The sequence below is a fragment of the Streptomyces sp. R35 genome (assembly GCF_041053035.1).
Lineage (GTDB): Bacteria > Actinomycetota > Actinomycetes > Streptomycetales > Streptomycetaceae > Streptomyces > Streptomyces lutosisoli.
The window spans coordinates 10,523,429-10,549,472 of sequence record NZ_CP163440.1 but is presented as its reverse complement, the minus strand read 5'-3'; the positions used below and the strand labels follow the sequence as shown (position 1 = coordinate 10,549,472).

Annotated in this window: 21 protein-coding genes and 1 pseudogene; 15 read left to right on the top strand and 7 right to left on the bottom strand. The window is 69.8% G+C overall.

What is annotated here, in order from left to right; all coding sequences use genetic code 11:
- The first annotated feature begins 135 nt into the window (after positions 1 to 135).
- The 4 genes from AB5J50_RS47475 to AB5J50_RS47460 all read left to right on the top strand — a co-directional run bounded on the left by AB5J50_RS47475 (position 136) and on the right by AB5J50_RS47460 (position 7,059).
- Positions 136 to 1,863 (top strand): cholesterol oxidase substrate-binding domain-containing protein, encoded by a 1,728-nt coding sequence (locus AB5J50_RS47475; protein ID WP_369264728.1) that lies wholly within the window; start codon positions 136 to 138, stop codon positions 1,861 to 1,863.
- Between the two features lie 218 nt (positions 1,864 to 2,081).
- Positions 2,082 to 3,467, top strand: a complete 1,386-nt coding sequence (locus tag AB5J50_RS47470) for a ricin-type beta-trefoil lectin domain protein (RefSeq protein ID WP_369264727.1) — start codon at positions 2,082 to 2,084, stop codon at positions 3,465 to 3,467.
- A 128-nt stretch (positions 3,468 to 3,595) separates the two neighbouring features.
- A complete protein-coding gene (locus AB5J50_RS47465) occupies positions 3,596 to 5,740 on the top strand; it encodes an RICIN domain-containing protein (RefSeq protein WP_369265708.1) in 2,145 nt (714 codons plus the stop codon).
- Positions 5,741 to 5,766: 26 nt separating this feature from the next.
- Positions 5,767 to 7,059 (top strand): ThuA domain-containing protein, encoded by a 1,293-nt coding sequence (locus tag AB5J50_RS47460; protein WP_369264726.1) that lies wholly within the window; start codon positions 5,767 to 5,769, stop codon positions 7,057 to 7,059.
- A 59-nt stretch (positions 7,060 to 7,118) separates the two neighbouring features.
- Here the strand turns inward: AB5J50_RS47460 and AB5J50_RS47455 are convergent, their stop codons facing one another.
- Positions 7,119 to 8,267: a glycoside hydrolase family 88 protein gene (locus AB5J50_RS47455; protein WP_369264725.1), complete on the bottom strand. Its 1,149-nt coding sequence runs from the start codon at positions 8,265 to 8,267 to the stop codon at positions 7,119 to 7,121.
- Positions 8,268 to 8,495: 228 nt separating this feature from the next.
- Here AB5J50_RS47455 and AB5J50_RS47450 point away from each other — a divergent pair, with 228 nt between their 5' ends.
- The 7 genes from AB5J50_RS47450 (at position 8,496) to AB5J50_RS47420 (ending at position 14,313) form a co-directional block, all read left to right on the top strand.
- Positions 8,496 to 9,419, top strand: a complete 924-nt coding sequence (locus AB5J50_RS47450; RefSeq protein ID WP_369264724.1) for a MurR/RpiR family transcriptional regulator — start codon at positions 8,496 to 8,498, stop codon at positions 9,417 to 9,419.
- 392 nt (positions 9,420 to 9,811) lie between these two features.
- Positions 9,812 to 10,195, top strand: coding sequence for a hypothetical protein (locus AB5J50_RS47445; RefSeq protein ID WP_327434223.1), 384 nt, complete (start codon positions 9,812 to 9,814; stop codon positions 10,193 to 10,195).
- A gap of 51 nt (positions 10,196 to 10,246) precedes the next feature.
- Positions 10,247 to 10,744 carry an MBL fold metallo-hydrolase gene (locus AB5J50_RS47440; RefSeq protein ID WP_369264723.1) on the top strand — a complete coding sequence of 166 codons (498 nt, stop codon included), beginning with the start codon at positions 10,247 to 10,249 and terminating at the stop codon, positions 10,742 to 10,744.
- Positions 10,741 to 11,094 carry a hypothetical protein gene (locus AB5J50_RS47435; RefSeq protein ID WP_369264722.1) on the top strand — a complete coding sequence of 118 codons (354 nt, stop codon included), beginning with the start codon at positions 10,741 to 10,743 and terminating at the stop codon, positions 11,092 to 11,094. Before AB5J50_RS47440 ends, AB5J50_RS47435 begins: the two co-directional genes overlap by 4 nt.
- A 99-nt stretch (positions 11,095 to 11,193) precedes the next feature.
- Entirely contained in the window at positions 11,194 to 11,508 is a 315-nt protein-coding gene (locus tag AB5J50_RS47430) for a YkvA family protein (protein WP_330309518.1), read from the top strand.
- Positions 11,509 to 11,543: 35 nt separating this feature from the next.
- Entirely contained in the window at positions 11,544 to 12,884 is a 1,341-nt protein-coding gene (locus AB5J50_RS47425; RefSeq protein ID WP_369264721.1) for a CAP domain-containing protein, read from the top strand.
- A gap of 181 nt (positions 12,885 to 13,065) precedes the next feature.
- On the top strand, positions 13,066 to 14,313 hold the full coding sequence (locus AB5J50_RS47420) for a serine hydrolase domain-containing protein (protein ID WP_369264720.1): 1,248 nt from the start codon (positions 13,066 to 13,068) through the stop codon (positions 14,311 to 14,313).
- Between the two features lie 110 nt (positions 14,314 to 14,423).
- Here the strand turns inward: AB5J50_RS47420 and AB5J50_RS47415 are convergent.
- Positions 14,424 to 14,715 (bottom strand): annotated as a pseudogene (locus AB5J50_RS47415) (nuclear transport factor 2 family protein).
- 135 nt (positions 14,716 to 14,850) lie between these two features.
- On the opposite strand from AB5J50_RS47415, the gene AB5J50_RS47410 reads away from it, so the two are divergent.
- The gene (locus tag AB5J50_RS47410; RefSeq protein WP_369264719.1) at positions 14,851 to 15,546 is read left to right on the top strand and encodes a nucleoside/nucleotide kinase family protein; all 696 of its coding nucleotides are present in this window, start codon (positions 14,851 to 14,853) and stop codon (positions 15,544 to 15,546) included.
- On the opposite strand, the gene AB5J50_RS47405 is transcribed toward AB5J50_RS47410, so the two are convergent.
- The 5 genes from AB5J50_RS47405 to AB5J50_RS47385 all read right to left on the bottom strand — a co-directional run bounded on the left by AB5J50_RS47405 (position 15,476) and on the right by AB5J50_RS47385 (position 21,991).
- Complete coding sequence (locus tag AB5J50_RS47405) at positions 15,476 to 17,308, bottom strand: hypothetical protein (RefSeq protein ID WP_369264718.1); 1,833 nt, start codon at positions 17,306 to 17,308, stop codon at positions 15,476 to 15,478. The genes AB5J50_RS47410 and AB5J50_RS47405 overlap by 71 nt on opposite strands.
- A 6-nt stretch (positions 17,309 to 17,314) precedes the next feature.
- Positions 17,315 to 18,193, bottom strand: coding sequence for a carbohydrate ABC transporter permease (locus AB5J50_RS47400; protein WP_369264717.1), 879 nt, complete (start codon positions 18,191 to 18,193; stop codon positions 17,315 to 17,317).
- Positions 18,194 to 18,218: 25 nt separating this feature from the next.
- Positions 18,219 to 19,196, bottom strand: coding sequence for a carbohydrate ABC transporter permease (locus tag AB5J50_RS47395; protein WP_369264716.1), 978 nt, complete (start codon positions 19,194 to 19,196; stop codon positions 18,219 to 18,221).
- Positions 19,197 to 19,257: 61 nt separating this feature from the next.
- Complete coding sequence (locus AB5J50_RS47390) at positions 19,258 to 20,589, bottom strand: ABC transporter substrate-binding protein (RefSeq protein WP_369264715.1); 1,332 nt, start codon at positions 20,587 to 20,589, stop codon at positions 19,258 to 19,260.
- 271 nt (positions 20,590 to 20,860) lie between these two features.
- Positions 20,861 to 21,991: an ROK family transcriptional regulator gene (locus AB5J50_RS47385; RefSeq protein ID WP_327434213.1), complete on the bottom strand. Its 1,131-nt coding sequence runs from the start codon at positions 21,989 to 21,991 to the stop codon at positions 20,861 to 20,863.
- Positions 21,992 to 22,307: 316 nt separating this feature from the next.
- On the opposite strand from AB5J50_RS47385, the gene AB5J50_RS47380 reads away from it, so the two are divergent.
- The 3 genes from AB5J50_RS47380 (at position 22,308) to AB5J50_RS47370 (ending at position 26,005) form a co-directional block, all read left to right on the top strand.
- Entirely contained in the window at positions 22,308 to 23,216 is a 909-nt protein-coding gene (locus tag AB5J50_RS47380) for an N-acetylglucosamine kinase (RefSeq protein WP_369264714.1), read from the top strand.
- 181 nt (positions 23,217 to 23,397) lie between these two features.
- Positions 23,398 to 25,341: a phosphatase PAP2 family protein gene (locus tag AB5J50_RS47375; protein WP_369264713.1), complete on the top strand. Its 1,944-nt coding sequence runs from the start codon at positions 23,398 to 23,400 to the stop codon at positions 25,339 to 25,341.
- A 169-nt stretch (positions 25,342 to 25,510) separates the two neighbouring features.
- Entirely contained in the window at positions 25,511 to 26,005 is a 495-nt protein-coding gene (locus tag AB5J50_RS47370; protein ID WP_369264712.1) for a methylated-DNA--[protein]-cysteine S-methyltransferase, read from the top strand.
- The last annotated feature ends 39 nt before the right edge of the window (positions 26,006 to 26,044 follow it).

Sequence of the window (26,044 nt, the reverse complement as noted above, 5' to 3'; positions counted from 1 at the left end):
CCCGGTGCCGGTCGCCGTTTCCCTGGCTGTATCTGTGCGTCCGCAAAGAACTCCCTGTGAGGGTTTGTCACCCGTATGGGTGAAGCGCTTCGACGAAAGACTGATTCGTGTCAACTGCCGCCTAGCGTGCAGTACATGACCGCCCCTTTAAGAAGTGAAGGGCGACCCGCCTGGTCGCGCCGTGGATTTCTGCTGAGCGCCGCCGCGCTCCTCGCCGGGCCACCGATCGTGGTGGCGGGCAGTGCCGCGGCGGCCGATCTGCCCGGGTTCCCCGAGGGCGTCGACGTCTACCGGTCGGCGTACCGCAACTGGGTCGGAGAGATCACCGCGGACGGGCTGTGGGCCTGCGCTCCGCGCGACGCGGACCAGGTCGTGCAGGTCGTCAACTGGGCCTGGCAGCAGGGCTGGACGGTCCGCGCGCGGGGCTGCTCGCACGGCTGGTCGCCGCTGACGATCCCCGCCGGGACCGGGGCGGACGCCCCCGTGCTGCTGGTCGACACGGCCACCCGGCTGACCGGTCTGTCGCTGGAGTCGACGGAGCCCGCCGCCGTACGAGCCGGTGCCGGCGTGACCCTCGAAGCGTTGCTCGGCTTCCTGGAGGACCACGGCCTCGGTCTCACAGCGACGCCCGCGCCGGGCGACCTGACGCTCGGCGGCGCGCTGGCCATCGACGCGCACGGCACCGCCGTACCGGCCGACGGCGAGAGCCGGCTGCCCGGGCACACATACGGCTCGCTCAGCAATCTCGTGCTGTCGCTGACCGCGGTGGTCTGGGACGCCGACTCGGACGCCTATGTGCTGCGCACCTACGACCGTGCCGACGCGGACGGCGCGGCGCTCCTCACGCATCTGGGCCACGCCCTCATCACCGAGGTCGTGCTGCGGGTGGGCGTGAACACCAACCTGCGCTGTGTCAGCCGCGTCGACATCCCCGCCGCCGAGCTGTTCGCCGCGCCGGGCGGTGACGGCCGTACGTTCGCGAGCTTCCTCGACGAGTCCGGGCGGGCCGAGGCGATCTGGTTCGCGTTCACCGAGTTTCCCTGGCTGAAGGTGTGGAGCGTCGCCCCCACCCGGCCGCTCACCTCGCGCCGCGTGACCGCGCCGTACAACTATCCCTTCTCCGACAACATCCCCACGGTCGTGGCCGATCTCGCCGGGCGGATGGTGTCCGACGCGGCCTGGTACCTGGCTCCGGTCCTGGGCACCGCGCAGCTCACCGCGGCCACTCTGGGGCTGACGGCCACGTTGTCGGCGGACATCTGGGGGCCGTCCAAGAACACGCTGCTCTACATCAAGCCCACCACCCTGCGCGTGACCGCCAACGGCTACGCGGTGCTGACCTCGCGGGCCGAAGTACAGCGTGTCGTTTCCGAGTTCACCGCATTCTTCCGGGAGCGGCTGGCCGCCTACGCCGTCCGTGGGAGCTATCCCGTCAACGGCCAGGTCGAGATCCGGGTGACCGGCCTCGACGATCCCTCCGACGTCGAGTCGTCCGGCGCCCGCGCCCCCCTACTGTCCGCGCTGCGGCCCCGCGCCGACCACCCCGAGTGGGACACGGCCGTCTGGCTGGACGTGCTCACCCTGCCGGGCACTCCCGATGCGGAGGCGTTCTACCGGGAGTTGGAACGCTTCCTGCTCACGACGTACGACGGCGGGTTCGCCCTCACTCGTGTCGAGTGGTCCAAGGGCTGGGGCTACACGGACGAGGCCGCCTGGACCGACACGGAGGTCCTGGGCACCGAGGTACCGGCCACGTTCGATGACGGCGTGGGGCCGGACTGGGGAGAGACGGCCGCGGTCCTGGAGCGGCTCGACCCGCATCGGGTGTACGACAACGCCCTGCTCGGGAGGCTGTTCGGCTGAGACGAGAGAGCCGCGCCACGAACTCACAGGGGATCACGCCTTCAACTCCTTGTACCGATGGAGCAATTGAAGGGTGTTACTGCTTCACATCTTGACGTGTCTGGTTCAGACCTTTAGGTTCACCGATCACCAGCGCTCCATGAATGCACTTGTCGTTCACGGACGTGAACTCGCGTGAACCCCCCACCAGCCACCTGTGAAGGGCTGTGATCCCTCTGATGGCCAGACATTCCCTTGCGCGTTCCACCGCATGGCGCGGCACTCTCACCACCGCCGTACTCGCTCTTTCGGCAAGCGCTCTGAGCGTGGCGCCCGCCTCCGCCGCCACCGGCACGATCACCGGTCTCGCGGGCAAGTGCCTCGACGTGGCCGGGGCGAACTCCACGAACGGCACGGCCGTACAGCTCTACGACTGCAACGGCACCGCCGCCCAGCAATGGACGGTCGGCTCCGACGGGACGATACGGGCGCTCGGCAAGTGCCTTGACGTCACCGGCAATTCGACCGCGGACGGGGCCAGGCTCCAGCTGTGGGACTGTACGGGCGGCGCCAACCAGAAGTGGACGGTCACCTCGGCTCGCGACATCGTCAATCCGCAGGCCAACAAGTGCGCGGATGTCACGGGCAACACGTCGGCCAACGCCACACCCATCCAGATCTGGAGCTGCACCGGCGCCGCCAACCAGAAGTGGACCGCACCCGCCGCGGACGGGGGCACGACCCCCTCCGCGCCGATGGCCGTCGCCCCGTACCTGTACAACGGCTGGGGCAACCCGCCCAGCCCCACCACCGTCATGAACGCCACCGGCGTCAAGTGGTTCACGCTGGCCTTCGTGCTCAGCAACGGCTACTGCAACCCGCAGTGGGACGGCAGCCGCGCACTGACCGGCGGCGTCGACCAGCAGACCGTCAACACCGTGCGGGCCAACGGCGGTGACATCATCCCGTCGTTCGGCGGCTACAGCGGCAACAAGCTGGAGAGCTCCTGCTCCAGCGCCGGGGAGCTGGCGGCCGCGTACCAGAAGGTCATCAACGCCTACGGGCTCAAGGCCATCGACATCGACATCGAGGCCGACGCGTACAGCAACACGACGGTCCAGCAGCGCACGGTGGACGCGCTCAAGACCGTCAAGGCCAACAACCCGGGCATCAAGGTGTACGTCACCATCGGCACCGGCCAGAGCGGTCCCGACACGGGTCTCATCAACCGGGCCGCCGCGTCCGGGCTGACCGTGGACGCCTGGACGATCATGCCGTTCGACTTCGGCGGCGCGGGCCAGAACATGGGCACGCTCACCCAGCGGGCCGCGGAGGGCCTCAAGACCGCGCTGAAGAACGCGTACGGCTACAGCGACGACCAGGCGTACCGGGACATGGGCATCTCCTCCATGAACGGCATTACGGACAACAACGAGACCGTCACCACCGCCGACTTCCAGACCATCCTCGGCTACGCGCAGACGCACCACCTCGCGCGGCTGACGTTCTGGTCGGCCAACCGTGACCGTCCCTGCCCGGGCAGCTACCCGAACGACGACACCTGCTCGGGCGTGGCCCAGAGCAACTGGCAGTTCACCAGCATCTTCGCCCAGTACACCGGCTGACGGACGCGCTCCGCCCCTCCGCCCCACCCCCATCAACACAGGAGACATCCGTGCTCAGACGGAAGAGACTGTCCGGTCGCCACCGGATACCGAGGGTTCTGACCGTGGCCGCGCTCGTGGCGACCACCGTGACCGGCGTCGAGTTCGCCGCGCAGGGCTCGGCCAGCGCGCAGGGCTCGGCGGCCGCCGCGCTACCAACCGGGTACACCACCGTGGTCAACAAGGGCAGCGGCAAGTGCGTCGACGCCCGCTCGGCCGCGAGTGCCGACGGCACCGCCGTCCAGCAGTACACGTGCAACGGCAGCACCGCCCAGAACTGGCAGTTGGTGGCCACCAGCGGCGGCTACTACCGCGTGAACAGCAACCTCGACACGACAAAGGCGTGGGACGTCACCGATGTCTCCACCGCCGACTCCGCGCCCGTCCAGCTGTGGACGTACTCCAGCGGCAACAACCAGCAGTGGCTGCCCGTCGCCGAGGCCGACGGCGCCTACCACTTCGTCAACCGCAACAGCGGGAAGTGTCTGGACGTCCCCAGCGCCTCCACCGCGGACAGCGTGCAGCTGGCGCAGTACACCTGCAACGGCACCGCCGCACAGTCCTTCACTCTGGGCGGCGGCACGACGAACCCGCCGGGCACCCCGGACTTCGGTCCCAACGTGACGGTGTTCGACCCGTCGATGTCGGCGTCCAGCATCCAGTCCAAGCTGGACTCGGTCTTCGCCCAGCAGGAGACCAACCAGTTCGGCTCGGCCCGCCAGGCCCTGCTGTTCAAGCCCGGTACCTACAGCGCCAACGCCAACGTCGGCTTCTACACCCAGGTCGCCGGCCTGGGCTTCTCGCCGGACGACGTGACCATCAACGGCGCGGTGCACGCGGAGGCCGACTGGTTCCAGGGCAACGCCACCCAGAACTTCTGGCGCGACGCCGAGAACCTGTCGGTCAACCCGACTGGTGGCACGGACCGTTGGGCCGTCTCCCAGGCCGCCCCGTACCGGCGCATGCACGTACGCGGCAACCTCGCGCTCGACGACGGCGGCTGGTCCAGCGGCGGCTTCATCTCCGACACCAAGGTCGACGGGCAGATCCAGTCCGGCTCCCAGCAGCAGTTCCTCACCCGGAACTCGCAGATGGGCAGCTGGTCCGGCTCCAACTGGAACATGGTCTTCGTCGGCGACCAGGGCGCGCCCGCCCAGTCCTTCCCGACGTACACCAACGTCGCCAGCTCGCCGACGATCCGTGAGAAGCCGTTCCTGTACGTCGACAGCGCGGGCGCCTACCAGGTGTTCGTGCCCGGCCTGCAGACCAACGCCGTCGGCACCACGTGGAGCGGGAAGACCCCGGCGGGCAAGTCCCTGCCGATCGACCAGTTCTACATCGTCAAGCCCGGCGCCACCGCCACCGACATGAACTCGGCCCTCGCGGCGGGCAAGAACCTGCTGGTCACCCCCGGCGTCTACCACCTCAACCAGACGATCAACATCACGCGCCCCGACACGGTGGTGCTGGGCATGGGCCTGGCCACCTTCGTGCCGGACGGCGGGATCACCGCCGTCACCACCGCCGACGTGGACGGCATCGAGCTGGCGGGCCTGCTGATCGACGCGGGCACGACCAACTCCGCGACGCTGATGCAGATCGGCCCGTCCGGTTCGTCCGCCACCCACGCGGCCGACCCGACGCAGCTGTCCGACGTCTTCATCCGGATCGGCGGCGCCACCGTCGGCAAGGCGACCAATTCGCTGGTGATCAACAGCGCCAACACGATCATCGACCACACCTGGATCTGGCGGGCCGACCACGGCAACTCCGGCACGGTCGGCTGGACGACCAACACGGCGGACAACGGCCTGACCGTCAACGGCAACAACGTGACCGCGTACGGCCTGTTCGTCGAGCACTACCAGAAGACTCAGGTCACCTGGAACGGTAACGGCGGCAGAACGTACTTCTTCCAGAACGAGATGCCCTACGACCCGCCGAACCAGGCCTCCTGGATGAACGGCACCGGAAAGGGCTATCCCGCCTACAAAGTCGCCTCCTCGGTGACCACCCACGAGGCGTGGGGTCTGGGCAGCTACTGCTACTTCAGCGCCAACTCGAGTGTGGTCGCCGATCGCGCCTTCGAGGTGCCGAGCGTGTCAGGGGTCAAATTCCACGACATGGTGACCGTCTCCCTGGGCGGCGTCGGCACCATCAGCCACATCATCAACAGCACCGGCGGACCCTCCAACTCCAGCACCAACGTCGCCTACCTCACCAACTACCCGTAGACAGCACGGAAAGGATCGATCACCAGATGCACATCATCAGATCCGGTTCCGCCCGCGCGGCCCTACGAGTCCTCCTGCTGCTAACGGCGCTGCTCGGCCTCGCGGTACCGCCCGCCGCGCAGGCGAGCACCGCGGCGACACCGTTCAAGGTGCTGGCGCTCTACAGCGGCACCTGGGACGCGGCCCACATCGACTTCGACAAGGAGGCGAACGCCTGGTTCCCGCAGCAGGCCGCGGCGAACGGCTTCACCTACACGGCCAGTACCAACTGGGACCTGCTCAGCAACGGCGGCGTCAACGCCTACCAAGTCGTCCTGTTTCTCGACGACTTGCCGCAGACGTCCGCCCAACGGGCTGGCTTCGAGGCGTACATGCGGGGCGGCGGTGCCTGGATGGGATTCCATGTCTCCGCCTTCACGACCGATGCCGCGAGCTGGTCCTGGTACCACAACCAGTTCCTCGGCTCCGGGAACTTCCAGTCGAACACCTGGGGTCCGACCTCAGTGACCCTGAAGGTCGAGGACCGTACGCACCCCGCCACCAAGAATCTGCCGGCCACGTTCACCTCGGCGGTCAGCGAGTGGTACAGCTGGTCCAACGATCTGCGGCAGAACCCGAACATCAAGATCCTGGCCTCGATCGACCCCAGCAGCTTCCCGGTGGGCACTGATCCCAACCAGTCCTGGTACAGCGGCTACTACCCGATCCTGTGGACCAACACGCAGTACAAGATGCTGTACGCGAACTTCGGCCACAACGCGATGGACTACTCGACCAACACGCGTCTGTCGTCGACGTTCGCGAGCGCGACACAGAATCAGTTCCTGCTGGACGGCCTGAAGTGGCTCGGCGGGGCCGACACCGGCACGCCCCCGGCGGACTCCCCCTCCGAGACCGCCTGGTACTCGCTGACGAATGCCGGCAACGGCACCTGCGTGGACGCCCGTTCGGCCGCCACGGCGAACGGGACCGTGATCCAGCAGTACGCCTGCAACGGCACTCAGGCCCAGCAGTTCCAGCTCCGTCCGACCGACAGCGGGTACCGGCAGGCGGCCATCCGTGCCAATCCCCAGCAGGTCATCGACGTGACCGGTGTCTCGACGGCCGACAACGCGCCGCTCCAGATGTGGAGTTACTCGGGTGGACAGAACCAGCAGTGGCTGCCGGTGAAGGAGAGCAGCGGGCGCTACCACTTCACGGCCCGCCACAGCGGCAAGTGCCTGACCTCGGCGAGCGCCTCGACGAACAGCGTCCAGCTCACCCAGCGCACCTGTGACGGCTCCGCGGCGCAGAGCTTCACGCTCACCGCGCAGCCCTGACCGGCCGACCCCACGGTGCCCCCGCCGCGACCCGCGACGGGGGTTCCGGTCCGTGGCCGTCAGGAGCGGGACAGGAGGGCGAGTTCCGTGCCGGCGAGCAGGAAGGCGCCGACGCCGAAACCGGCGGTGGTGTCGTAGGTGACGGGCTGGCTGGACTCCGGACGGTCGCCGACGTTCTGGACGTAGCCCAGGAAGCCGTCGGGGTGTACGGCGGTGGTGACCAGGCCGTTCCAGGCCCTGGCCGCCACCGGGAGGTAGGTGGGCCGGTCGGCCAGGCCCGCACCGATCGCGTACGACGTGCCGTAGAGGAAGAAGGAGGTGCCGCTGGTCTCGGGGCCGGGCAGATGGGTGGCGTCGGCGAGGTTGACGTTCCAGAAGCCGTCGCCGCGCTGCACGCCGGCCACGGCCGTCACCAGGCGCGTCAGGGTGTCGCGGTATTCGGCGGTGTGCGGTGCGCCGGGCGGCAGGGCCTTGAGGGTCTTGGCGTGTCCGCCCGTCACCCATCCATTGCCGCGGGACCAGACGACCGGCTTGCCCGTGGGGGAGGTGATCCCTCCGGGGAGGAAGCGTTTGTCCCGGTACCACAGGCCGGTGGTGGCGTCGTACAGGCCGGGGCCGCCCTCGATGCGCTTGGTGTGGTGGTAGAGGGCGTACAGCTTCTCCCCGTACTGGGGGTCCTGGCGCAGGACGCCTATGCGGGCGAAGGGCGGCATGGCCATGTGGAGGGCGTCGTCCCACCACCAGTCGTCGTTCTTGTCCGGCTGGTCCTCGTAGACCATGCGGTGCAGGGATGTTTCGATCGCGGTGAGCTTCTGCTCGTCGGGTTCGCGTTCGTAGAGATCGAGGTAGGCCTGCCCGGCGTTGTGGTTGTCCGCGTGGCGTGTGGTCACTCCGCCGTTGAGGCCGTACGCGTGTTTCTCCGCCCAGCCGCGCGCGTAGGCGAGGTAACGGGCGCTGCCGGTGAGGCGCTGGAGGGCGAGCAGCCCGCTGAAGAAGGTGGCGTTGGCCCAGCCGTTGTCGCCGGGATCCGTGTGGGCGCCGATCCACTGGTCGGCGACACGCCGCAGGACAGCGGTGATCTCGGCCCTCGGCGGCAGCCCGGGCGAGGCGGCACGCGGGGTGGCGTGTGCGGTGCCCGTCAGCGAGGGCACGAGGGATGCGGAGGCTGTGAGCGCGGCCGCGCCGGCGAGCAGGCGTCGTCTATGCATATGAACAACTCCTACGGATGGGGACTCCCATCCTCAACTCCCGCCTCACGCGGTGTCCATGACCCGTCGCCGACTTGTCGGCAGGCCGGCTCGGCCGCGCGCCGGCGCGGGTACCCCACGGATACGGGCGAAACGAGACCGCACGCATTGCATGCGGTGATACACGCCCAGGTCAACACGGTCCGTGAGCTATGTTGAGTTCTCATGGGGCATGAAGGAGGCGCACCGGTGCCATCGCCGCAGCAGGCACGCGCGCAGGCATCTGCGATCACTTCGGGGAAGACCGCCCCGGAGGCGGGCGCGGCACCCACGTCCCAGCTCAGGGAGCTGTTCGACGGCCCCCGGCTCTCCCCGGGACAGCGGCGTATCGCGCAGTACCTGATCGAGCACATCACCGAGGCGGCGTTCCTGTCGATCACCGATCTCGCCGAGCGCGTGGGCGTGAGCCAGCCCTCGGTGACCCGTTTCGCCGCGGCGGTCGGCTTCAGTGGTTACCCCGCGCTACGGGAGAAGCTCCAGTCGATCGCACTCAGCACCCTCGGCAGCGCGCCGGGCACGCCGGCGGAGGCCACGAGCAACGAGTTGCAGGCGGCGGTGGACGCGGAGATCGAGAACCTGGAGAACCTGCGGCGGGACTTCGCCGATCCGGACGAGGTGATCCGCGTCGGCCGGGCGCTGTCGAAGTCGACGCCGCTGACGGTCCTGGGGCTGCGGATCTCCGTGTCGCTGGCCGAGTACTTCGCGTACGCCGCGCGGCGCATCCACCCGGACGTTCGGCTGGTGACCCGGGGCGGCAGCGTCGCCTACGACGCGCTGCTCCAGTCCCGCGAGGCCGGCGGCACCTGGGTGCTGGCCTTCGGAATGCCCCGGCACGCCCAGGAGACGCTCACGGCGCTGCGGGTCGCGCACAGTGCGGGCTTGCAGGTGGCGCTGATCACCGACCTGGGGCTCGGGCCGCTCGTGGACGAGGCCGACGTCTCGTTCGCCACCGGCACCGGGTCGCGTCTCGTCTTCGACTCCTACGCCGCGCCCGTCGTGCTGTCGGCGGCACTGCTGCAGGCCATGACCGACGCCGATCCGGAGCGGACGCAGGCCCGCCTGGAGGAGTACGAGCAGGTCGCCGAGCAGCACCAGTTCTTCCTCAAGGACTGACGCTTCCCGCGCAAGGACCGAGGCCGTCTCCCCCAAGGGTCGAGGCCGCCGCCCAGGGCCGCGGCCTCGTGGCCCTTGCGGAACACCCTCCCTTGTACCGCCTGTCACCACGGCATCACGGGATCATTCACACCATTTCACGCATGAATGTTTTCATGTTCTTGCGCTACCGGCGGTATATATAAATACTGCTCGCGGATCGTGACCAGGAGGCCTCCTGGTCACGTCCCACGACCACCCGGGGCCGTCCGCTCCTACCCGCATCGGGCCCCGGGTGTTCAGACGGGCCCCGCTCGCGCGGGGCCCGTGGTGGCGGCCCCGGCCAATCCCCTAGACCGGGGCCGCCCCAGACTCCCTCCACGACCCCTTCCCGCCGACGTAACCCGGAAGCGATGAACATGGCCCTGACTTACTCACCGATCACCTCGGACTGGCCGTGCCAGGTCAAGACACCCGGCAGCTACGACTGGGAGCGATCGGCGGTCAAATGGCTGCGCGAACTGGTCCCGACCCGCTACGCGAGCTACCCCGTCCTGCTCAAGCACCCCGTGCTCCTCGCCCGTCACGCGCACATCCAGGTGCAGCACGAGATACGGGTCGCCCGGACCGCGCTGCAGACCGCCCGGGCCGAGCTGCCCGCGCTCGGCCTGCACGAGGGCGTCATCGAGCACACCATCAAGCTGTACGCCGCCGAGGTCCTTCAGCTCCAGCACATCGCCCGCAGCATCCGCGCGGTGACCCAGGCTCTCGTGGACAGCAACAGCGCGAGAAACTGAGGTCCCGGGCCCAGGTCGTGGTCCCGGCGGACCGTGACCGAAGGAGACATCGTGGACGGGACCCTCGACGTACGGTGGATTCATGGCTCGCCGTCGGCCAAGCACAACACGGATCCCGACATCCAGGTCCATATGTACGACGAGCACACGGTCGTCCTGCGGCAGAACATGGCGATCGACTACGAAGCGCCTTTCCTGTTCCTGCTGTTCGGCGAGGCACGGGCTGTTCTGATCGACACCGGCGCCACGGCTTCGGCCGCGTACTTCCCCCTGCGGCGAGTGGTCGACGAGGTGACGGCGAGGTGGCTGGCGGCGCATCCCCGAGAGGGTTACGAGCTGCTGGTGCTGCACACCCATCCCCACGGCGACCACATCGCGGGGGACGGCCAGTTCGCCGGCCGCCCCGCCACGAGGGTCGTAGACGCGGCCCTCGACAGCGCCTGGGAGTTCTTCGGGTTCCGGGACGACCCCGACGGCGTCGCCGAGGTCGATCTCGGCGGCCGGGTCTCGAATGCCTCGCCACCCCGGGGCACCACAAGGCGGCGGTGACGTTCTTCGACCCCTGGACGGGTTTCCTGCTCACCGGCGACACGGTCTACCCCGGCCGTCTGTACGTCGACGACTGGCGGGCGTTCACACGCACCCTCGACCGGTTGATCGACTTCTGCGCCGACCGGCCGGTCACACATGTGCTCGGCTGTCACATCGAGATGAGCCGGAAGCCCGGTCAGGACTATCCCGTCCGCACGACGTACCAGCCCGACGAGCCGCCGCTGCAGATGACGACGGATCAGCTGCGGGACATCCGGAGGGCGGTCGAGTCCGTCGGCGAGCGGCCCGGACGGCATGCGTTCGACGACTTCGTCATCTGCCGCCTCGACGCGTCCGGGAGAGATTAGGGCTCCGGTTCCCCTCGCACGGCCGAACCGGGGTGGTAGGCATCCGATGGGCGGGAACACGAAGGGGAAGAGCAGCCCTACATCCCCCAGGACGGACTCATGGATTCCACCGTGTGGACAGTGATCCTCATCGTCGCCGTCGTGGGAGCCGCCGCGCTGGCGGTGGCGCTCGCGCTCCTGGTCCGGCTGGTCCGCGCACGCCGTGATCTGCGGCGCGCCGGACTTCCGTCCGGACCCCGCTGGATCTTCTGGGGCGCCGTCGTCTATCTGGTACTCCCGACCGATCTGCTGCCCGACCCCATCTATCTGGACGACATCGGCGTCCTGTTGCTGGCCCTGCGCTCGCTGCGTGACACACCGAAGGAAGCGCTGCCCGGAGCGCGCGGGAACCCGCGGGCTCCGACGGGACGTTGATGCCTGTAACGAGCACCACGTCGACGGGCGGCACCATGAGCGAGCTGGTTCCCGGGGGCAACATGCCCCTGCCGGGCGGCATCCTGACCCTCAGGGTGCCGGGCCCCTTCGACGTGTCCGCGCTCATCACCGACGACAGCGGAAAGGTGCGCGGGGACGGCGACTTCGTGTTCTACAACCAGCCGACCGCGCCCGGTGCCCGTCTCGAGGGCGAGCGGCTCACCGTCGATCCGCCGAGGCTGCGGGCCGGAGCGAGCCGCGTCACCGTGGTCGTCAGCCCCGCCGACCCCGCGACGCCCCTGGGCCGCCTGCCCGCGCCCACCCTGCACGTCACCGCGCCGGACGGCCGTCCTCTCGCCCGGTTCACCCCACCACGTCCGCAGCGGGAGACGCTGCTGCTGCTCGCCGAGCTGTACCGGCGCGGCACCGTATGGAAACTCCGCGCCCTGGGCCAGGGGTACGCGGACGGACTGGCGGGCATCGCGCGGGACTTCGGGGTCGATGTCACCGAGGACGACGCCACGCCCGGTGCTGTCCCGGGTGCCGTTCCGGGTGCGGCACGCGGTGCGGCCCCCGGTGCGATAGCCCGTGGCGCGCCCGACACGGACGGGTTCCTGGGGCTGGTGAACTCCGCCCGCGCCGCCGCCGGTTCCCCGCCGGTGTCCCTCGACGCACGGCTGGCGGCCGCGGCCCGGGCCCACGCCTCCGCCATGGCCGCGCGCGGACTCCTCACCTCGGAGAGTCCGGACGGCACCTCCGTCTACCAGCGCGTCACCTCGGCCGGATACCCGTATCTCACCGTCGGCGAGCACCTGGTCTCCGGCCCGCGCACACCCGGCGAGTTCGTGGAGTACTGCCTCTCCGCCGAGCAGTCCCGGCGCACGCTGTGCGATCCCGCGTTCAGCCAGGCGGGTCTGGCGTACGTCGCCGACGACCGCTCCGGCGACCTGTACTGGACGGCACTGTGGGCGCACCCGTTCAGCTCCGCGGGCCTGACGCGGACGGCGAGTGAGGTCATCGCCCTCACCAACGCCGAGCGGAGGGCGGCCGGTCTGCCGCCGCTGTCCGGCGACCCCCTCCTCACCATCGCGGCCCAGGCGCACAGCGCCGACATGGTCGCCCGCGCCTTCTACTCCCACACCTCCCCCGACGGCAGCCAGCCGTGGGACCGGGCCGCCGCAGCGGGCTGCACCCGCCGGACCATCGGCGAGAACATCGCCTGCGGGCAGCGCTCCCCCGCCGAGGTAGTACGCGGCTGGATGAACAGCCCCGGCCATCGCGCCAACATCCTGAAGCCCGACTTCACCCACATAGGCATAGGCCTCGCGGGCGGCGGCAAGGCGGGCACGTACTGGACGCAGCTCTTCGGCGGCTGACCCGCCTCAACTGCTGACTTTCCGCCAATTCACCGATTCGAATTCACCGTTTCTGATTCATCCCCGGGCCATGCAACCCACGCGCCCCTGCGGCGCGTACAGATGGTGCCGACGCCCGCATCCGCGGCGCGGCTCGTGCCGGGCACCCGCACCGGCGGACGGAACTCGGGAGAAGAATCAGATGGTCTCAGGAACGGTGGGCACGGGTACGGCGCTGGGCGCGGTTCTGGTGTCCCTCCTGGCAGCCCCCGCGCAGGCCGCGGCACCCGCGGCCACGGACGGCGCCGGCACCGAACAGGTCGCGGCCACGGCGGCGTTGGCGGCGCCCGACGACGCGGGGCTGCGCAAGGTGCTGCGCGCGGCGCTGACGCAGGGAGCCCCCGGCGCGATGGCGAGGATCGACGACAACGGCACGGTGCACCGGCTGACCGAGGGAGTCGCCGACCGCGCGAGTGGACGGGCCATCAGCACGAACGACCGGTTCCGCGTCGGCAGCGTCACCAAGAGCTTCTCCGCCGTGGTGCTCCTCCAACTGGTCGACGAGGGCAAGCTGAAGCTGGACCACTCGGTCAACAGCTACCTGCCGGGGCTGCTGCCGGACAACCACATCACCGTGCGCCATGTGCTGAGCCACCGCAGCGGCCTGTACGACTACACCAACGACATGTTCGCGCACACGGTCCCCGGCTTCGAGGCCGTCCGCAACAAGGTGTTCAGCTACCGGGACCTGGTGAAGCTGTCCTTGAAGAAGCCGCGCACCAACGCGCCGGGGGCGGCCTATTCGTACTCGAACACCAATTTCGTCGTCGCGGGCATGCTCATCGAGAAGCTCACCGGCCACTCCGTGGGCACGGAGTACAAGAAGCGCATCTTCACGCCGCTCAACCTCACCAACACCTTCTACGTCCACCCCGACACCGCGATCCCGGGCACCCACGCCAAGGGATATCTGACCCCCGACGAGGCCGGCGCGGCGCTGGTGGACTCCACCAAGCAGACGGCTTCCTGGGCGCAGAGCGCCGGCGCGATCATCTCGACCTCGCACGACCTCGACACCTTCTTCTCCGCGCTGATCCGCGGAAAGCTCATGTCCGGCGCCCAGCTGACGCAGATGGAGAAGTGGACGACGGTCAACAGCACCACGAGCTACGGCCTCGGTCTGCGCCGCCGCACCCTGTCGTGCGGGGTCTCCGTCTACGGGCACACGGGCACCGTGCAGGGCTTCTACACGTACGCGTTCACCTCGAAGGACGGCAAGCGCAGCGTCAGCGCGCTGGCGAACACCTCCAACAACACGAATGTGCTGAACACCATGTACGGCACTCTGGAATCCGCGTTCTGCGGCAAGTCCGCGACCAAGGCCGCCACGCACGGCGTCGCGCCCTTGGAGCGGAACGAGGACATCGCCCCCGGCATCGCCCGCGACTGACCTCTCGCGCTGCGCCTCACTCCTGAGGGCCGGCCGCCGGTGCGCGGCGGCTGGTGCGGGGCGGGGCGCAGCCTCGGGTTCGGACGGGACACCACCGGTCGTACGCCAGGTCAGTCGTGCGGGAACGAGTGGTGCTCGTGGGCGACCGTCCAGCGGTCTTGTTCCTTGCGCAGTCCGAGGGTGAGTCGCAGGCGCCGGGCGGGCTTCTCGGCGAATTCCTTCGGCGTCCCGCGGCGCAGCAGGGCGTGCGCGTACGCCACCTTGTCGCCCGCGGTGATGTCGAGGGACTCGATCTCGACCGTCGCGCCCTGCGCCTGCCACTCGAAGAACGGCGGCCAGGCCTCGCACGGCGGCGGCCCAGTGCTCGATCAGAGTGCGGATCTGGTCCTCGTCTTGGCTCATGGTCCACGCATGCCCCAATACTGGGCCCATGGAATTCGCCGTTTTCATGGCTCCGCCCGGACTGGTCATCCTGGTGGCCGTCGCGGATCAGCTGCTGTTGCGGGCCGGGCGCGCGGTCGTACGGATGCCGCGGGCATGAGCTTCGACGATCTCCTGGAGCGCGCCGCGTCGCTCGTACGTCCGGGGCAGCGCGCCCTGCTCGGTATCGCCGGCAGCCCGGGTGCGGGCAAGACGACGCTCGCCGAGCGCCTGGTGCGGGAGCTGAACGGGGACGGGCCCGCCTGGGTCGCGCATGTGCCGATGGACGGGTTCCATCTCGCGGACGTCGAGTTGGACCGCCTCGGCCGCCGCGATCGCAAGGGCGCCCCCGACACGTTCGACGCGGCGGGTTACGCGGCGCTGCTGCGCCGGCTGCGCGAGGACGAGGACGACCTCGTCTACGCGCCCGGTTTCGAGCGGACCCTTGAGCAGCCGATCGCGGGTGCCGTTCCCGTGCCCCGCACCGCCCGCCTGATCGTCACCGAGGGCAACTATCTGCTGCTCCGGGACGCCGCCTGGGCTCGCGCGAGGTCGCAGCTGGACGAGGTCTGGTTCTGCGAGGTCGAGGAAGCCGAACGTCTGCGGCGGCTCGTCGCCCGGCACGAGGAGTTCGGCAAGGACCACGACACGGCGGTGGCGTGGGTGCTCGGCACGGACCAGCGCAACGCCGACCTGGTCGCCGCGACACGGGACCGCGCCGACCTGGTCGTCGAGGCGGCGGTCAACGAGGGCGGAGCTCCAGTTCGGGTTCCCCTCGCTCATCGCCCGCCGGATCACCGATCACTGCGGTGAACGCCTCCGTACGGACCATCAGTTCCGCCGATGCGCGCTCGAAGTCGGGTGTGAAGGGGCCGCCGGGGCCATAGCGCACAGCGAAGACGTGCAGGTCCTCCGGGGCTCCGGGAGCCGGGTCCGCTTCGAAGGCCGTCGAGGCGACGAGGTGCCGCCAGCCCTCGTCCGGGTTGCCGTAGCCGCGCGGGTCGGCCGCCAGGGCGAAGGCCGCCTGCTCCTGGGTCGTCTCCGAGCGGGCGTCGAAGTGGTCCGCGCCCTCCGTCGCCGGGTGGGTCAGCCGCAGGGCACCGGCGGCGGTCACATCGGCCTCCGCGGTCCTGCGCACCCGGTCGCCGTCGTCCTCGGCGTACGGCATCCCGGCGAGCAGATACGGCGTTCCGTCGAGGCGTTCCACGGCGACCGTCACCCACAGGCTCGTGCCGTCCGTGACGTACAGGGACCGGATGTGGCGCAGCACATGGTCGCGGCCGACGACCGGCTTGGTGACCAGCTTGGCAGTCAGGGCGTCGGTGCGCAGATCACGGACCCGGGTCTCGCCCATGGGCCGGCACAGCAGGAAGCCGTCGGTGACCGGTCCGAAGCCGTGCTGACGGTTGACCGCGGCGGGCAGGTAGTAGGTGCCCGCCGCCTCGACGAGCGACGGGGTCATCCGGTCGTCGAAGGCCACCGAGACGGTGCCCGCGCGGAGTTGATGGCGTACGGGGTCCTTCGACGGGGTGCGGTGCCAGCGCGTGGCGTCCTGGATCTGCCAGACCAGCATGAAGGCGAAGTGGCCGTCGATGCCGCCGTCCCGGTTGACCGCGTGCCGGCCCCAGCGGGTGTCTCCCCGGTAGCGGCCGAGGTCGGCGCCGATGCGGTGGCCGAAGTAGCGCAGGCCGAGGACCGACTCGAAGCCGGAGTGCTGCTCGCTGTAGCGGGGGCCGCCGTTGTCGTAGCCGCCGGCGGTCAGGCGCGCGTCGATGTAGCGGGCCAGCGCGTCGCCGTCCTCGGCGAAGATCTCCTCGCCGCTGATCCGGTGGGCCTGCGCGAGGAAGGAGAGGGAGATCGGGCCGTAGTTGTTGTCGTACGCGCCGCCGTGCTCCGGGGGCAGGAGGGCGCCCCGGTCCCGTACACGACGGGCGCGGATTTCGTCGACGTACAGACTCATCGCCCGCGCGTGGACCAACTCCCCGTCGGCGGGCGGGAGATGGCGGGCCAGCATCAGCCCGCCGACGATGCAGCCGATGGCCTGGTTCCCGGCCTCCTGCGGGTTGAAGAAGGTCGACTCGGTCAGCCAGTGCCAGTAGCCGCCCGCCAGCTCGACGAGTTCACGGCGCTGCCCGTCGTCGATGAGCCCGTCCGCCGCGTCCAGGACGTTCACGGCCTGGAGCAGGGCCCACACCGTGCTCGGCCAGTCGCCGATGGGGTGGGCGCCCGCTTCGAGTACGTAACGGGCGTACGGCTCGCGCGTGCCGCGTCGCCGGAGGTTCGGGTAGCCGGGGTTGTCCTCGGTGAAGACCCGTTCGCGCAGATGGAAGGCGAGGCTGCGGTGCACGGCCTCCGGCAGACGCGGGTCCTTCGCACGCTGCCAGGCGAGTGCGAGGAGGGAGGTGATGCCCAGTGACGTGTCGCCGATGTCGTCGAGGGCTGCCGGGTGTTCGAGGTTGCCCTCGGGGCTGAGACGGGCCAGGGCCTCCTCGGTGACGGCGGCGAGGACGGTGTCGTACGCGGCGGGATCGTCCGGGAGATCGTGCAGCGGACCGCGCTGGTGGGGAAGATGCACCGGATGTCAGCCCTTCATGCCAGAGGTCGCCAGGCCCTCTACCAGCCTCTTCTGGAAGACGAGGAAGCAGATGAGCGTGGGCAGGAGGGCGAGTGTCGACATGGCGAACATCGCGCCGTACGACGAGCCGCTGGTCTTGTCCAGGAAGAGCGTCAGGCCGAGGGGCACCGTGAAGCGGTCGTTCTGCTGGAGGTAGACGAGCTGGCTGAAGAAGTCGTCGTACGTCCAGATGAAGGTGAAGATCGTGGTGGTGACCAGGGCCGGGCGCATCAGCGGCAGGATGATCTTCCAGTAGATCTGGAAGGGGTTGGCGCCGTCCATCATCGCGGCCTGGTCGAGCTCGCGCGGGATGGAGCGGATGAACTGGACCATCAGGAAGATGAAGAAGGCGTCCACCGCGAGGAACTTCGGCACGATCAGCGGCAGGTACGTGTTGATCCAGGTCAGGTTGTAGAACAGCGTGTACTGCGGGATCAGCGTGGCCTGCATGGGCAGCATCAGCGTGCCGAGCATCAGGCCGAACCAGATCTTCTTGCCGCGGAACTCGAAGCGCGCGAAGGCGTAGGCCGCGAGCGAGCAGGAGATCACGTTTCCGATCACCGCGCCGATCGTGACGATCAGCGAGTTGGTGATGTAGAGCGAGAAGGAGTTGCCCGAACCGTTCCAGCCCTCGGAGTAGTTCGCGGGGTGCAGCTTGTTCGGGATCAGCCCGGGGTGGGTGAAGATCTCGGTGTCGGGCTTGAGGGAACTGCTCAGCATCCACAGCAGCGGATACAGCATGACCAGCGCGACGCCGATGAGCAGCGTGTGGATCAGGACGCGGCGGGGGCCGGTGAGCGAGCGCAGCCGCTTCAGGGGCGACACCGTCGGGGTAATGGCAGACATGGGGTACTTAACTCCTCACCGACGCTCAGTCGTCGTAGTGGACCCAGTAGCGGCTGGCGATGAAGTTGACCGCCGTGAAGCCCGCGATGATCAGGAACAGCACCCAGGCCAGCGCCGAGGCGTACCCCATCTGAAGGTCGGTGAAGCCCTTCTTGTACAGGTAGAGCGAGTACAGCATGGTCGAGTTGAGCGGTCCGCCGGTGCCGTTGCTGACCACGTACGCCGGGGTGAACGTCTTGAACGCGTCGATGATCTGCAGGACCACGTTGAAGAAGACGATCGGAGTGAGCAGCGGCAGGGTGATCTTGAAGAAGCGGGTCATGACCCCGGCGCCGTCGATGGCGGCGGCCTCGTAGACGTCCCTGGGCAGTTGCTTGAGGCCGGCCAGGAAGATGACCATCGGGGTGCCGAACTGCCAGACGGCCAGCAGGATCAGCGTGTAGATCGAGGTGTCGGGGCTGGAGATCCAGTCCTGGCCCTTGATGCCGAACCAGCCGAGGAAGTCGTTGAACAGTCCGTCGCCGCCGAAGATCTGCCGCCACATGATGGCGATGGCGACCGCCCCGCCGAGCAGTGAGGGCAGATAGAAGGCGGCGCGGTAGAAGCCGATGCCGCGCAGCGGCCGGTTGAGCAGGATCGCGACGCCCAGCGCGAGGGACAGCTTCAGCGGCACCGAGATCGCCACGTAGACGAGCGTGGCGTGCACCGAGTCCCAGAAGGTGGGGTCGTCGGTGAACATCCGGGTGTAGTTGTCGGTGCCGACCCACTTGGCGGGGGTGAGTAGGTCGAAGTTCGTGAACGACAGATAGAGCGAGTCGAGCATCGGGTAGATCGTCAGCCCGAACAGGCCGACGAACCAGGGGGCCAGGAAGAGGTACGGCCACCAGCCTCCACCGCGCCGTCTGGCAGCGCGGCGACGCATCCGTTCACGCTCGCGCTGGTCGGACGGGGTCGTGGGAGCCGTCGGCTCCTTGACGACCGCGTCGGTCTCGGTGGTGGTCATGCTCATCTCCCTGGCCCTTTCCCGGTCCTTCTGTGACTGCGGCCCACCGCCGCGCCGACGCCTACTGCGACAGAATCGATCCCGCCTGGTCGAAGAACTCGGTCAGCTGCGCCTTGATCGACTTCTTGCCGAAGGCGATGGCGAGGTTGGACTGGAACAGCAGGTCCCAGATCTGGTCGGCGCCGTTCGGCGGCGGCTGGGGGGCGGCCAGCGCGTCGGTCGCCTTGGCGACCCGCTTGGAGATGTAGTCGGCGATGTCCATGTTCTTCTTGTCCGTGTCCGACAGACCGGCGGCGATGAGGGAGCGGGCCTTCTCGGTCGGCGGGATGCCGCGCAGCAGCTGCATGTCCTTGATCGCCGTCGCGTCCTGGGCGAAGAAGCTCATGATCTTCACCGAGTCGGCGATGTGCTTGCTCGCCTTGGTGGCGCTCAGCAGGACACCGCCGTTGACGAAGTTGCCCTCGCGGGCGCCGGACCAGTCGCCGTTCGGGGTGGGCAGGAAGTCCAGGACCGCGTCGGTGATCGCGCCGCCCGCGCCGTAGACACCGGAGTCGAAGGTGAACAGGGTCTTGCCGATGACCACGCCGTTCTTGGTGAGGTCGTTGTGCGCGGCCGAGGTGATCGCGGCCGGCGGGGACGCCTTGTCCTTGCGCATCTCGGCCCAGAACTCCCACCACTCCTGGAGGGTGTCCGCGGTGAAGCCGAGCTTCTTGCCGTCCGTGGCGAAGAAGGACTGGCCCTTCTCGCGGGCGAACACCTCGAACGCCTGGAGGGTGCCGCCACCGCCGTCGTCGACGCCGAACTGCTTGCCGCCGCTCTTCGTGTTGACCTGGACGGCGACCTTCTTCAGGTCGGCCCAGGTCCACTCGCGGTCCGGCAGCTCCAGGCCCAGCTTCTTCAGGCCGGTGACGTTGACGGTGAGGATGTTGACGCCGATGCCGGACGGCACGCCGTACAGCTTGCCGTCGACCGTGCCGGCCGCGAGCAGCGTCTTGGAGAAGCCGGTCAGGTCCAGGGACTTGCCGACGTATTCGTCGATCGGGGCGAGGACACCCTTGCGGGCGTACTGGGCGACGAGCGCGGTGTCCATCTGGAGCAGGTCGGGGGCGCTGCCGCCGGCGACCTGGGTGTTGAACTTGTCGAAGTAGCCGTCGTAGCCGGAGTAGCGCTCTTCGATCTTTATCTTCGAGTTGCTCTTCTGGAACGTCGCGAGCGCCTTCTTGTAGGCGTTGTGACGGTCGTCGCTGCCCCACCACGTCATGGTCAGCTTGGAGCTGGTGCTGCCGGCGCCGGTGCCTCCGCCGCAGGCGCTCAGCGAGCCGCCGAGCGCACCGGCAACGGCGAGTCCGCTCGCGGTGCGGAAAAGGGTTCTGCGCGAGATCTGGTGACCCACCGGGTCCTCCCTGGATGTGCGTGATGGAATTCCCGGCCAGTCGCTGCGGGCACGGGTGCGTCCTTCTCGGAATGCGCCTCCCGGGGCACGGCCTCGCCCGGCCGCACCATCCTGACGGGTGGGATCCCCGGCCACCATGGCCGTCGTCACGCGAGCACGCCCTCGCGTGGCTGCCGTACGTCTCGTACGGGCGGGACGCTCACCCCAAGTCGGCGTCCCGGCCAACTTAGAAAGCGCTTGTCCGGACATTGGCAGACCGAGTCGGAGGGCGTCAATCCTTCGTCTGCGCGGCCTCGGTCACGGTTTGGACTCCGCGGGCGACCGCGAGCCGGGCGGCGCCCACGACGGTGCCGAAATCCCCGACCGTGCTGCTGACCACCTCGGTGGGCCAGCTCAGCCGCTCCAGTTCGGCCCGCACACCCGGCAGGAGCTGCGGGTCCGCGCCGGTACTGCCCCCCAGCACGATCAGTCCCGGGTCCAGCACGGCGACCACGGCGGCGGCGAGCCGGCCGATGTCCGCGGCATGGCGGCCGACGACGGCGCGGGCCGTGGCCCGGCCCTCTCCGGCGAGGGCGAAGAGCCGCTCGGCCGTGCGGGGGCATGGCCCGTCGGCGTTCTGCCAGGCCTCCGCGGCCCGGCGGAGCAGGGACCGTGCGCCGATGTACTCCTCCAGGGCCTCCTGGCGCGGCTCGCGGCCGACGTCCCAGGGGTAGGGCAGCCGGGCCAGCTCTCCGGCGGCACCGTTCGCCCCGCGCAGCACCTGACCCCCGACGACGATGCCGAGGCCGATGCCCACGCCGATCCGCAGATAGCCGAAGGTGTGGCGGCCACGGGCGGCACCCTCGTGCAGCTCCGCGAGCGCCGCGCAGTTGACGTTGTTCTCGAGGTGGACGGGAACACCCGGCGGCAGCGCGACGGCCATGGCGTCGAAGACGGGGCCGGCCTTGGCGGTCGCGGGGCGCACACGGGCGCCCTCCTCCTGCGCGGTGACGTCGCCGACGGCGACGACGATGGTGCGCAGCGGGGTGTCGGCGGGCAGCGCGACAAGGGCCTCGCGTACGACGGCGGCGGCGTCCGCGCGGGAGCCGGTGGCCTGGGCGAGCAGGGTGCCGTCGAGGGCGCAGCCGCGTACCCGGGTGAGGGCGGGGCCGAGGTCGACGGCGAGCACGGCCCCGGCGGCCGCTCCGAGACGGTAGACGGCGGCGGAGCGGCCCGTGCCGCTGGACGCGGTGCCGGAATGTGCGGCGAGCCGGGCGCTCTCCAGTTCCGAGACGGCGGAGGACACCGTCGGCTTGGACAGGCCCGCCAGGCTCGCGAGCTGCGGCCGGGTCGCACTGCCCGCCTGGGCCAGCACGGCGAAAACCGTGCTCGCGCTCTCGGTCAGGCGGGTGGCTTCCGCCACGCCATGTTCCACAGTTCCCCCACACGGGTCGAGGGCCGCGCTCCCAGGTCGATCGGCTCCGGGGATGCGGCGATGGATTGCCCTGACGTCACGCGTTTCCCGCCCCACGGCGGCCCGGACGGTCGTCCCGGTGGTCGAGTGCGCGATGCCTCTTGACGCACCATACTTCGTTAGTTAGTTTCCTAACGAACTTCACGGTACTCGCCTGCCGTGCTCCGTCAGAGGCCCGTCCCGGGGCTTCCCTAGTTCTTCTGCTCCCCTGTCCAGACACGGTTCGCCCGCCGTCGCGGCTCACTGCAACGACGAAAGAGGATCCGTGCAGGACGCACCCCCCTCGTGCCCCATCGTGGTCGGTATCGACGTGGGCGGCACCAAGACCCATCTCCGCGCGGCGGCCGAGGACGGCACGGTCACCGATCACGTCCGTACGAGCAGCGGCTGGCGGCCGCACGACCCCGAGGCCGCCGCCGCCTGGCTGGCCGCGCTGGTCCATGAGGCCCTGCCGGCGGGCACCCGTCCGTCCGCCGTCGCCGTGGGCGGGCACGCCTGCGAGACGCCTCGCCAGTGCGCCGAGATCCGTGTCGCGCTCCGGGTGCTTCTCGATGTGCCCGCACTCGTCGTCGGCGACGCCGAACTCCTGGTCCCCGCCGCGGGCCTGGACAAGGGCGTCGGCCTGGTCGCCGGTACCGGCTCGGTGGCGGTGGGCCGGCTCTCCGACGGCAGCCCCGTTCAGGTCGGTGGCTGGGGTGCGGTGCTCGGCGACGAGGGCGGCTCGGCCGGTCTCGTCCGTGAGGCGGCGCGCGCCGCGTGGGCCGCGCACGATCGCGGCGAGGACCCGGACGAGCTGGCCCTGGGACTCATCGCCGCGTTCGGGGTGAGCGAAGTGCCCGCCCTCGGCGCGGCGTTGGAGAGCGCCACAGATGTCTCGGCCGAGTGGGGCCGGCACGCGCCGGTCGTGTTCGCCGCCGCCGGGGCGGGTTCAGCCCTCGCCCGCCAGGTCATTGCCGAGGGCGGACGCTCGCTCGCCGCGCTCGTCGTGCGACTCGCCCAACGCGGGGTCGCCGTCGACGACGTCGTCGTGGCCGGCAGTACCGTGCTCGCCCAACCCGCCCTGTACGACGCCTTCGTGGCATGGCTGGCCGAGGCCGTGCCGGGGGCGCGACCGAGGCCCCTGCGGGTGCCGCCGGTCGAAGGGGCCGTGTCGCTGGCCCGTTCACTCGTATGACATGTCTCGGACGCCGAGCCATACCCAGCCCGACATGACTCGGCCGTAGATCTTCGCTCGTACGACACATCCTCGCCACGGGACACCTGCGACTGACAGGTCTCACACGCCCCTTGGCGTCCGGTTGCTCGAACGACCTCCCACCGGCCGCACGGCCGAAGAACTCAAGAGAGGCACACCCATGCCGTCACCAGCCGGGCACCACTCCACCTCGTCGGCCGGTCGACTCACCGTCAACCGGCGGGGGTTCCTCAGAACCTCGCTGGGCGCCTCGGCCGGTCTGCTGGCCGCGCCGACCCTCGTCACCTGGCTCGCCGCCGCGGACGCGAAGGCCGCCACGAGCCCCGCCGCGTTCGTCGACGACTACACGACCAACGTCCTCACCAACCTGACGCCCGAGACCAACGCGGTGGTCCGGATCCTCGGCGGCATGGCCGAGGTGTGGAAGACGGGCGGCGCGTGGAACACGGGCACGCCGCTCATGCCCGAAGTGCTGCGCGCCAACATGCGCTACTGCGCCCGGATCACGGCCGCCCGCACCGACGCGCAGGCGAAGGAGGCGTTCATCTACGACCGGCAGCACCAGAGTTACGCGATCATCGCGGGCATGGGGCCGCTGGCCGACCTCTACAAGTCGGGCGCCCAGGCGGTCACGTCGATCACCAGCGCACCCGACGGCACCCCCTCCGGGAAGATCAACGACGCCGTGCCGTCCGGCGCCCCGGCCGGTTCCGCGCTCGGCGCGGGCTCGCACGGCTCGGCGCTCGGCAAGGTGGCCGAGCTGGTCGACACCGTGCGCGGCAACTACGCCTCGGGCAACCCGTCCAAGTACGCGTACCAGTACCCGCGTCCGTGGCGCATGAACGAGGACAGCGAGGTCGTCGACACGGGCAAGGTCGACGCGCTCGGCTACCCCGTGTACGACTCCGCCGTGGTGGTCGCCCCGCAGTTGCTGTGGCAGCGCAGCACGGCCCCGGTCGACGACGGCGGCTTCCCCAGCGGGCACACCAACGCCTTCCATCTGGCGGCGCTGGCATACGCGTACGCCGTTCCGGAGCGTTTCCAGGAGCTGGTGACCCGCGCCTTCGAGCTCGGCCACACCCGCATCATGGCGGGCATGCACTCCACCGTCGATGTCGTCGGCGGCCGCATCATGGCCACGGCGCTGGCCGCCGCCACGCTGGCCGACCCGGCCAACGCCGCCCTCAAGGCAGCGGCGCGCGCCCAGGCCGCCGCGTACTTCCAGCAGCAGACCGGGACGACGGCGGACACCCTGTACGCCTACGCGCACTCGGCGGGCGTCGAGGCCGACCCGTACGCCGACCGCACCGCCAACGCCCGCGCGCTCACGCCCCGGCTGACGTACGTCCTGACCCGGCACGGCCGCTCCGAGGACCTGACCGTGCCGAAGGGCGCGGAGGTCCTGCTGGAGACGCGGCTGCCCTACCTCGACGCCGCGCAGCGCCGCGAGGTGCTCCGCACGACCGCGCTCCCCTCCGGGTACGTGCTGCTCGACGGCTTCGAGCAGTGGGGGCGCCTCAACCTGTTCGCCGCCGCCGACGGGTACGGCGCCTTCGACTCCGACGTGACCGTCACCATGGACGCGGCCGCCGGGGGCTTCGACGCGGCCGACACCTGGCGCAACGACATCTCCGGGTGCGGTGGCCTGGTCAAGCGCGGCAGCGGTGCGCTGACCCTGACGGGAGCCAACTGTCACACGGGCGGCACGGTGCTGGAGGAGGGCACACTGACGGCCGGTTCCGCGAGCGCGCTCGGCCACGGTGACGTCCGGGTGGAGGGCGGCACGCTGCGGGTGGCTCCGGGCACGGCGGCCCGGGTGCGCGGCGCCTACGCGCAGGCGTCCGGGGCGACCCTTGAGGTGACGCTCCGCGAGGGCCGCATACCCGCGCTGGTGGTGGACCGGCGGGTGCTGCTGGGCCGGGACAGCATGCTCTCGCTGCGGCTGGACGCCGACCGTCCGCCGGCCTCGGGAACCACGGTTCCGGTGATCTGGGCGCCCGCGCTGCGGGGCCAGTTCGGTGGGATCACCGTGCAGGCCGACGGATACCGGGCAGTGCCCGTGTACACGGGCGAGGGGCTGTCCGTACGACTGATCAAGCGCTGATCCCCACACAGACGTGAGGGAAGGGCCGACGGCAGACGCCGTCGGCCCTTCATCCGTTCCTGCGCCAGGTCGGTGTCCGAATCCCGCCGGACGGAGCGCCGGAGAAGCGGCAACATTGCTGGTGAAGCGATGCCGGCAGCGCTTGAGGACTCTCGAAAGGACACTTCCGATGACGGTCTACACGACCATCGACAGCCCCTTGGGCGAGCTGCTGCTCGTGGGCGAGGAGTCGGCCACCGCGAAGGGCGGCACGGCACTGGCCGCCCTGTCCATGCCCGGCCAGAAGCGCGCGGCCGTCGTCCAGGACGACTGGGTCGAGGACGCGGACGCGTTCGCCGAGATCGCCTCCCAGCTGCGCGCCTACTTCGACGGCACGCTCACCGACTTCGACATCGAGTACGTCACGAGCGGCAGCGACTTCCAGCAGCGGGTCTGGAAGGCCCTGGAGGCCATCCCGTACGGGACCACGCTCAGTTATGGCGAGATCGCCACGCGGATCGGCGCGTCGAGGGCCGCGGTGCGTGCCGTGGGCACGGCGATCGGCGCGAACCCGCTGCTGGTCGTGCGCCCCTGCCACCGGGTGATCGGCGCGAACGGAGCCCTCACCGGCTATGCCGCCGGGCTGGAGCGCAAGCAGCAGCTCCTTGATCTGGAGATCTCCTAGCTTCCTCGTCCAGGACGGCCATCGAGGCGGACCAGGAGC

Bases quoted from the DNA above. Each gene is read 5' to 3' on its own strand.
- AB5J50_RS47475 (WP_369264728.1), top strand. From the start codon at position 136: ATGACCGCCCCTTTAAGAAGTGAAGGGCGACCCGCCTGGTCGCGCCGT.
- AB5J50_RS47470 (WP_369264727.1), top strand. From the start codon at position 2,082: ATGGCCAGACATTCCCTTGCGCGTTCCACCGCATGGCGCGGCACTCTC.
- AB5J50_RS47460 (WP_369264726.1), top strand. From the start codon at position 5,767: ATGCACATCATCAGATCCGGTTCCGCCCGCGCGGCCCTACGAGTCCTC.
- AB5J50_RS47455 (WP_369264725.1), bottom strand. From the start codon at position 8,267: ATGCATAGACGACGCCTGCTCGCCGGCGCGGCCGCGCTCACAGCCTCC.
- AB5J50_RS47445 (WP_327434223.1), top strand. From the start codon at position 9,812: ATGAACATGGCCCTGACTTACTCACCGATCACCTCGGACTGGCCGTGC.
- AB5J50_RS47430 (WP_330309518.1), top strand. From the start codon at position 11,194: ATGGATTCCACCGTGTGGACAGTGATCCTCATCGTCGCCGTCGTGGGA.
- AB5J50_RS47425 (WP_369264721.1), top strand. From the start codon at position 11,544: ATGAGCGAGCTGGTTCCCGGGGGCAACATGCCCCTGCCGGGCGGCATC.
- AB5J50_RS47420 (WP_369264720.1), top strand. From the start codon at position 13,066: ATGGTCTCAGGAACGGTGGGCACGGGTACGGCGCTGGGCGCGGTTCTG.
- AB5J50_RS47410 (WP_369264719.1), top strand. From the start codon at position 14,851: ATGAGCTTCGACGATCTCCTGGAGCGCGCCGCGTCGCTCGTACGTCCG.
- AB5J50_RS47400 (WP_369264717.1), bottom strand. From the start codon at position 18,193: ATGTCTGCCATTACCCCGACGGTGTCGCCCCTGAAGCGGCTGCGCTCG.
- AB5J50_RS47395 (WP_369264716.1), bottom strand. From the start codon at position 19,196: ATGACCACCACCGAGACCGACGCGGTCGTCAAGGAGCCGACGGCTCCC.
- AB5J50_RS47375 (WP_369264713.1), top strand. From the start codon at position 23,398: ATGCCGTCACCAGCCGGGCACCACTCCACCTCGTCGGCCGGTCGACTC.
- AB5J50_RS47370 (WP_369264712.1), top strand. From the start codon at position 25,511: ATGACGGTCTACACGACCATCGACAGCCCCTTGGGCGAGCTGCTGCTC.